7 protein-coding genes and 1 tRNA gene are annotated in these 8,143 nt (G+C 67.5%); 6 read left to right on the top strand and 2 right to left on the bottom strand.

All coding sequences use genetic code 11. The features are described 5' to 3' along the window. Window positions 1–65 precede the first annotated feature (65 nt). From nadD to GY812_02565, 4 genes are all read left to right on the top strand, one after another. Window positions 66–683 (top strand): nicotinate (nicotinamide) nucleotide adenylyltransferase, encoded by a 618-nt coding sequence (nadD, locus tag GY812_02550; protein ID MCP4434364.1) that lies wholly within the window; start codon window positions 66–68, stop codon window positions 681–683. 19 nt (window positions 684–702) lie between these two features. Then, the gene (locus GY812_02555; GenBank protein ID MCP4434365.1) at window positions 703–2,007 is read left to right on the top strand and encodes a hypothetical protein; all 1,305 of its coding nucleotides are present in this window, start codon (window positions 703–705) and stop codon (window positions 2,005–2,007) included. Beyond that, on the top strand, window positions 2,004–2,402 hold the full coding sequence (gene rsfS / locus GY812_02560) for a ribosome silencing factor (protein ID MCP4434366.1): 399 nt from the start codon (window positions 2,004–2,006) through the stop codon (window positions 2,400–2,402). The genes GY812_02555 and rsfS overlap by 4 nt, the downstream gene beginning before the upstream one ends. 88 nt (window positions 2,403–2,490) lie before the next feature. Then, window positions 2,491–3,423 carry an SDR family oxidoreductase gene (locus GY812_02565; GenBank protein MCP4434367.1) on the top strand — a complete coding sequence of 311 codons (933 nt, stop codon included), beginning with the start codon at window positions 2,491–2,493 and terminating at the stop codon, window positions 3,421–3,423. Window positions 3,424–3,446: 23 nt separating this feature from the next. Here the strand turns inward: GY812_02565 and GY812_02570 are convergent. Further along, window positions 3,447–3,519: transfer RNA gene (locus GY812_02570), tRNA-Ala, on the bottom strand. Between the two features lie 125 nt (window positions 3,520–3,644). Here GY812_02570 and GY812_02575 point away from each other — a divergent pair. Both GY812_02575 and GY812_02580 read left to right on the top strand, forming a co-directional pair. Next, window positions 3,645–6,188 carry a leucine--tRNA ligase gene (locus GY812_02575; GenBank protein MCP4434368.1) on the top strand — a complete coding sequence of 848 codons (2,544 nt, stop codon included), beginning with the start codon at window positions 3,645–3,647 and terminating at the stop codon, window positions 6,186–6,188. A 109-nt stretch (window positions 6,189–6,297) separates the two neighbouring features. Then, window positions 6,298–7,953, top strand: a complete 1,656-nt coding sequence (locus tag GY812_02580) for an AMP-binding protein (protein ID MCP4434369.1) — start codon at window positions 6,298–6,300, stop codon at window positions 7,951–7,953. Between the two features lie 18 nt (window positions 7,954–7,971). Here GY812_02580 and GY812_02585 read toward each other — a convergent pair. Beyond that, the coding region (locus GY812_02585) for an LLM class F420-dependent oxidoreductase (GenBank protein MCP4434370.1) at window positions 7,972–8,143 on the bottom strand (172 nt) is incomplete at its 5' end.

Genomic DNA, 8,143 nt, shown 5'->3' on the forward strand with positions numbered 1-8,143 from the left:
AGAAGTTTGCGGGATTTCCCGACAACGCCGTTTGGCTAGTGCCCTCCACTCGCTACCGTGGTCAGGTGGAGCGCGGCCCCGACAGTGACCGGACTGGCACTGAGAGGCTCGGGGTGTTCGGGGGGACGTTCGATCCGCCGCACATCGGCCATCTGGTGATGGCGACCGACGTGCTCGAAGCCCTTTCGCTCGACCGCGTGTTGATGGTCTGCGCCGGCGAGCCGTGGCAGAAGGTGGGCGTCGTGGAGGTGTCGCCGGCCACCGACCGCCTGGCGATGCTCGAAGCCGCAGCCGATGGCCTCGACGGCCTGGAGGTGTGCGACATCGAGGTGCGCCGTTCAGGGCCGACGTACACGGTGGAAACCCTCGAGGAGCTCGCCTTGCTGTACCCGGGAGCGGAGCTGCATCTCGTACTGGGTGCCGATGCTGCGTCGGGAATCCCGACCTGGCACGACCACGAGCGGCTCGCCGACCTCTGCCGCATAGCGGTCGTCGATCGCCCTGGATCCTCCATCGCGGTACCCGACGGGCTGGAGGTGCAACGGGTGGACGCCCCCCGCCTCGAGGTGTCGTCGACCGAACTGCGCCAGCGTGTGGCCGACGGCCGCTCCATCCGCTTCCTAGTGCCGGACCCCGTCATCTCGGTCATAGAGGGGCGCGGACTCTACGCTGGCAGACGATGAGCGGGACCTGCAGAGGCTGATGACTGCGACCGAGGACGAAACGGGCGCGCAAGGGTCGGGCGCGCAGCCACAGCAACAGGCCGAGCCCAGCCCGGATGCGTTCGGCTCGCCGTCGGCACCCCTGCCGCCGGCGGCGGCTGCGGTCGTGCGTCGCCGTCGCGTCCAGACCCGCCAGAAGCGCATCACGCTGTGGGGCGTGCTGTTCACGCTGTTGTGCGTGGGCCTGCTCGGCGGTCTGGCGTGGGTCGGCTACCAGGCGAGCCTCAAGGTGGGCGGCGGCACCCAGGCCCGCGAGACCGACCCGACCCAGCCCGGATACGTGGCCGAGCCCCGATTGACCGAGACCGACCTGTTCGTGCTTACCGACTCGGCAGGTGCGTTCGCCTCGGCTCTTGTGCTCGTGCCGGACCAGAGCGGTCTGGGCGGCACCGCGGTGCCGATCTCGCCATCGTTCGTGGTTCCGGAGTTCGAGGGAGCCCCACCCATGTTCCTCGGCGACGTGTTCGCCGAAGGCGGCATCGAGGGACTCCAGGAACGCCTCGGCATTGCGCTGACGTTCCGCATCAACTCCGCTGAGGTCGTGCCGGCCGAGGCGGTTGCACAGCTGGCCAATGGGGAGCCGATCGAGGTCGACAACGTCGATGACCTCGTGGAGCGCCTCGAGGACGGCACCCAGGAAGTCCGTTGGCGGGCCGGTCCGGTGAGCCTGCAACCCGAGGAGATCGCCGGCTTCATGGCTTTCGAGGGCACCGATGACCCTGCGCCCAACCAGGCCCTGCGCACGCAGGCGGTCTGGGAGGCGTTACTTGCCCGTGCGTCGATCATCGAGCAGCCCGAGCTGCCGGCGGGTGAGCGCGCCCTGGACAGTGACGGCCCCGGATTCTCCGAGGCGTTGTGGACCTTGATGGCCGGGGAAGTCCGCTTCGACACGGTGCCGATGGCCCGTGTCCCGGTGCCCGACAGCCTGCTGGTGGCATGGATGCCCGACGAGACCACGATCGACAACTTCGTGGCCCGCGTGGTGCCCTTGCCGTCGTCGCCCGCCCCAGGCGTGCGCGAGCCGGTCGCGGTGCTCAATGGCACCACCGATCCCGACGCCACAGCGGCGGCGGTGCCCGTGGTGGTCAAGTCGGGTGGATGGGTCAGCCTCGTCGGCAACGCCGACAGCTTCGAGGAACCGGCGACCACGGTGCAGTACGCCGGCCCCGCGGCCGCGGACACTGCGGACCTGCTCGCCGCCGAGCTCGGCGTCACAGCAACGGAGACCACATCGGAGATCGAGTCGGCCGTGGTCCTGGTCACCCTGGGCGGAGGCGGGGCGTGAGCTCAGACCATCCGGAGGACCAGGCGACACACCTTGCGGTCGTGGCCGCCCGCGCCGCCGACGAGAAGCAGGCGACCGACATCGTCGTGTTGGATGTGGCCGAGGCAATCGGGATCTGCGACCACTTCGTGGTCGTCTCCGCGGCCAACGAGCCGCAGGTCAAGGCGATCGTCGACGAGATCGAACGAGACGTGAAGGAGCAGCTCGGTGAGAGCCCGCGCGCCGATGAGGGCCGCGGCGCCAGGCGTTGGGTCCTGCTTGACTACGGCGACGTGATCGTGCACGTGTTCCACGCCGAGGAGCGTGCCTACTACCGCATCGAGCGGCTCTACGGCGACGTGCCCAGGACGCACTGGCGCCCCGAAGGCCACGCCGATGCGGACAGCGCCAGCTGACCGCATCACCGAGCCGGCCCGCCGCGCCGGGCTCATCTGCAGCAGCGGGCCGGCGGGGTGGGCTGCGGTGGGGACATAGCATCGGGCCATGTCCGACTCCGCTGGAACCGACAAGTCACGCCACGATTCCGAGAGGGTGCTCGTGGCTGGGGCGACCGGCTACATCGGGAAGTTCGCGGTGCAGGCGTTCCGCGAGCGTGGCTACTGGGTGCGGGCCCTCACCCGCAGTGCCGACAAGCTGCGCGAACCCGGGCCGTTCACCGCGCCGGGGATCGGCAAGGGCGACGTCGACGACGTCTTCGTCGGAGAACTGGGTGATCCGTCGACGCTCGACGGGCTGATGGAGGGCATAGACATAGTCTTTTCCAGTGTGGGGATCTCCCGCCAGCGGGACCGGCTCGACTTCGAGACCGTCGACTACGGCTACAACCGTCGGCTGGTCGACATGGCGGTCGAAGCCGGGGTCCGCAAGTTCGTGTACGTGTCCATGCAGGGAGCCGACGATCCGCTCATATCCGACCTGGCGATCACGCGGGCGCACGAGAAGGTGGTGGACCACCTCAAGGCATCAGGTCTGCAATACGCGATCGTGCGCCCGTGTGGCTACTTCTCGGACATGGGGTCGCTGCTGTCGATGGCCAAGCGGGGCAGGGCGCTGCTCGTGGGTGACGGCTCCAACCGGATGACTCCCATCCACGGGCGCGACGTGGCCGAGGTCGTGGTCGAAGCGGCCGAAGGCGACGAAGTGGACATCGAGGCCGGTGGACCCGACGAGATGACCCAGCGCGAGGCAGTGGAACTGGCCTTCGACGTGTTGGGCAAGCAGCCGAAGGTGATCGTGGTGCCCATCGGCGTGGCGCAGGTGATGGTGAAGGGCATCGGGCTGCTGTCGAAGCAGTTCGGCGACCTGTTCCAGTTCATCGTGGTGGCCGGCGAAGTCGACGGCGTGGGCCCGCCTCGTGGCAAGCGAACGCTGCGCGCCTACTTCGAAGGCCTTGCGGCGGACGACCCCGACGCCTGAGAAGTCGGGGGACATCCTCTGAGTGGAGCCGATGGGAATCGAACCCACGACCTCTTCCATGCCATGGAAGCGCTCTCCCAACTGAGCTACGGCCCCGAGAAGGGAAGGTGCACCATATCGCGGCGCGAACCGGTGCGGGAAACCGCGTCACAGCCGTGGGTGCGTGGATGGTGCCGGCAATGGGTTCGGGGGCGATGGGTTGTCGTCAGTAGCATCCGGTGATGCCCAGCGACGCCCTCGGCGCGGGTGACCACCAAGACGGTCCCGCCTACGTTCCCACCGAAATCGAGCCGCGCTGGCAGCGCTACTGGCGTGACAACGGCAGCTACGAGGTCGACAACGACGACCCCCGGAGCCGCTACTACGTGCTCTGCATGTACCCGTATCCGTCGGGTGCGGCGCACATGGGCCATGTCCGCAACTACACCTTCGGTGACCTTCTCACCCGGTACCGCACGATGGCAGGCGACGCAGTGCTGTCACCGATGGGTTTCGACTCGTTCGGCCTCCCTGCGGAGAACGCCGCCATCAAGACCGGAGTGCATCCGCGCACGTTCACCGAGGAGCGGATGGAGGAGCTGCGGACGTCGCTCATCCGGATCGGCGGTGTCTACGACTGGCGCCGCGAGGTGTTCAGTCACGATCCCGACTTCATCCGGTGGACCCAGTGGATCTTCCTGAAGTTCCTGGAGAGCGGTCTCGCGTACCGCAAGGGCGCCACCGTCAATTGGTGCCCGGGCTGCCAGACCGTGCTCGCCAACGAGCAGGTCGTGGACGGGCGATGCGAGCGTTCCGATGACCTGGTGGAGCGCCGCGACCTCGAGCAGTGGTACTTCCGCATCACCGACTACGCGCAGGAACTGCTCGACGACCTCGATGAGCTTGACTGGCCCGAGCGGGTCGTCACCCAGCAGCGCAACTGGATCGGCCGCTCCGAGGGCGTCGAGTTCGACATGGCCATCTGTGATGCCGACGGCAACCCGCACCCCGACGGCCTCGGCATGCGGGTGTTCACCACCAGGCCCGACACCTCCTACGGCATGACCTTCTGCGTGCTCGCACCCGAAGCAGACCTGGTGGCGAAGATCACCACTGCGGAGCAAGTCGAGGCGGTCAGTGCGTTTGTCGAGCAGGCTCGCATGACTTCAGAGATCGACCGGCTCTCCACCGAGGGCTCGCTCGACAAGCGCGGCACGTTCACCGGGGCATACGCACTCAATCCGTTCACGGGCCAGCCGGTGCCCGTTCACCTCGCCGACTACGTGCTCGCCACCTACGGCACCGGTGCCGTCATGGCGGTACCGGGGCAGGACCAGCGTGACTGGGAGTTCGCCACGACCTTCGGCCTGCCGATCATCCGCACGGTCGAGCCGCCGGCGGACTTCGACGGCGAGGCGTTCACAGGCGATGGGCCGGCGTTCAACAGCCCGGCTGCAGACCAGACCGATGCCCCCGGACCCGACCTCAATGGCCTGGACGTCGGCGCAGCCAAGGCGAGGGCGATCGAGTGGATCGAACAGGTCGGCATCGGCGACGCCACGGTCAACTTCCGCCTTCGGGACTGGCTGGTCAGTCGCCAGCGGTTCTGGGGTTGCCCGATACCAGTGGTGTACTGCGACATCGACGGCATCCAGCCGGTGCCCGAGGACCAGCTCCCGGTTCTGGCTCCCGACGACGTCGAGTTCCGCCCCACCGGCCAGTCCCCGTTGCAGTCCCACGAAGGGTTCCTGCACACGACATGCCCGAAGTGCGGTGGCCCGGCCACGCGCGAGACCGACACGATGGACACGTTCGTGGACTCGTCGTGGTACTTCCTGCGGTTCTGCGATCCGTGGAACTCCGAGGCCCCGTTCGCGGCCGGCGAGGTGGCGCCCTGGATGCCGGTGGACCAGTACATCGGTGGTGCTGAGCACGCCGTGCTGCACCTCATGTACGCCCGGTTCTTCACCAAGGCGCTGGCTGACCTGGAAGTGGCGCCCAAGGATCTACGAGAGCCGTTCCAGCGCCTGTTCACCCAGGGCATGATCCGCCTCGACGGCGCCAAGATGTCGAAGTCGCGCGGCAACTTGGTGACGCCCGAGGAGATCATCGACACCTTGGGTGCCGACTCCTTGCGTCTCGCGCACCTGGCGGTGAAGCCGCCCGAGGAAGACGTCGACTGGGAGGACTTCGGCCTCGAGGGCTGCAGTCGTTTTCTGCAACGGCTCTGGCGCCTTGCCGTCCCGGGTTCCGAGCTGATGGCGCAGACGACCGTGCGGGAAGGCGAGCTGACCGAAGTCGACACCGAGGTGTTGCGGGCGATGAACCGCCTCATCGCCGACTACTCCGACGACTTCGGCCGCTGGGCCTACAACGTGGCCGTCGCACGTGCGATGGCGTACCTCAACGACCTGTACCGCTACGTGCAGTCCGACGACGGCGTTCACGGGCAAACCATCGAGGCGGCGATGGACACGCTGGTGACCTTGCTCGCCCCCGCCACACCGCACATCACCGCGGAGCTGTGGTCGAGGCGCCACGATGGCGAGCACGTTCACACCCGGTCGTGGCCGACGGCCGACGAGTCGATGCTCGTGGAAGAGACCGTCACGATGGTCGTGCAGGTCAACGGCAAGGTCCGCGACCGCGTCGAAGTGCCTGCCGATGCCGATGAGGCGGCCTGCATCGCTGCGGCGAGGGCATCGCAGAAGGTGGCTGCGCAACTGGACGGCGAGCCCCGCAAGGTCATCGCCCGCCCCCCGAAGATCGTCAACTTCGTGCTCTGAGCGCTGCGGTCAGCAGAGCCCTCGCGAAGCGGGCAGACTGGTCCGAACCGACGGGTGTGGCTTCGGACACAGTCAGTAACCGACCCGCACCCCCTGAGGTCACAACCACGTGCTTTCACTCATCGATCGAATCGAGAACGTCGCCGAATACTCGGGGCGCACGATCACCTTCATCAGCGGAGATGACCACGAGACCGTCTCCTGGGCCGACCTGCACAGCGAGGCTCTGGCCGCCGCGGCCCACCTGCAGGCGAGGGGAGTGAAGCCCGGCGACCATGTCGCACTGTTGGGGCCCACCACCCGGTCGCTGATTACGGCCATCCAGGCTGTGTGGCTCACCGGAGCCACCCTCGTGACGATGCCGCTACCGATGCGCATGGGGGCGCTCGACCAGTTCATCGAGCAGACACGCAACCGGATCCATCGTTCCGACTCCAAGATGGTGTTGATCGATCCCGAACTGCTCGCCTTCGTGGAACCCCAGGACGGAGACCCGCCGTTCCTCTCACTCGACGAACTGGTTGGCAGCGGTCCCGGACAAGGCGACTACGACAGGCCCAAGTCCGACCCTGATTCGCTGGCGGTGCTCCAGTTCACCTCCGGCTCCACCTCGGAGCCCAAGGGCGTGATGCTGCCGCACCGCGCCATCTGCAACAACCTCGACAGCGCCTGGGAAGCAGCATCGCTCACCAACCACGAGAAGATCGTTTCGTGGCTGCCGCTGTACCACGACATGGGGCTCATCGGCCTCCTCACGATCCCCATGACCCTTGGTACCGACCTGGTACAGGGTGCACCGCAGGACTTCCTGGCCAGGCCGTTGCGCTGGATGCGCTGGGTCTCGGACTTCGAGGGCACGGCCACCGCCGGGCCCAACTTCGCCTATGCGCTCGCGGCGCGGGCGCTGCGCCGTTGCGAGGAGCCGCTCGAGCTGTCACAGCTACGGATCCTGCTCAACGGCGCGGAGCCGATCGACGCCAGGACCTTCCGCCGTTTCTTCGATGCGGGCGAGCGGTTCGGCATCGATCCGGCAGCCGCGTTCCCGGCGTTCGGCATGGCCGAGATCTGCATCGCGGGTTGCTTCCCGCCGCAGGGCAAGGGACTCCGCACCGATTGGGTCGACAAGCGTTCACTCGAGCTCGACCACGAGGCGGTGCCGGTCGAACCCGACAGCGAGGGCGCGGTCGAACTGGCAAGGCTCGGGAGCCCGGTACCCGGCATGGAGATGCGAATCGTCGACCCGCAGACACGCGAGGACCTGCCGGAGCGCAAGGTCGGCGAGCTGTTGCTGCGTGGCACCGGTCTCACCGACGGCTACTACAAGCAGCCCGAAGCCACCGAGGAACTGTTGGCGGACGGGTGGCTGCACACCGGCGACCTCTGTTACGAGGTCGAAGGGGAGTTGGTGGTGTGCGGGCGCTCGAAGGACGTCATCATCATCGGTGGCCGCAACGTGTACCCACAGGACATCGAGAAGGTCGTGGGTGAGGTCGAGGGCGTGCGCACCGGCAACGTGATTGCGTTCGGTGTCGATGGTCGTCACGGTGCGCAGAACATCGTGGTCGTGGCCGAGTCGAGGGGCGGCGACCTCGACGAGATCCGCCGGGAGGTCACCATCGCCGTGACCGAAGCGGAGGGCGTGCCGCCCAAGGAAGTGCTGCTGGTGGAGCCGGGCACGGTGCCCAAGACCTCTTCGGGTAAGCTCCAGCGTTCGGCCGCGAGGGCGAGTCACAAGGCGGAGACTCTCAGCCTCCTCGAAGGCTGAGCGCCCACGCCGGCTGGTTCAGTCGGCGGAAGCTGACCGAAGGCCGTCCATGACCGGACCCCATGTCTCGGGGTCTGTCACCACCGGTGCATAGAACATGATGCGGTCGATCACATCGCCGTAGCGCGGGTTGAGGCCGCCGGCCGCGCGCGAGGGCGCGGCGACCACTGCGAACGTGTTGAGCACCTCG

It is taken from the genome of Actinomycetes bacterium, assembly GCA_024222295.1.
Lineage (GTDB): Bacteria > Actinomycetota > Acidimicrobiia > Acidimicrobiales > Microtrichaceae > JAAEPF01.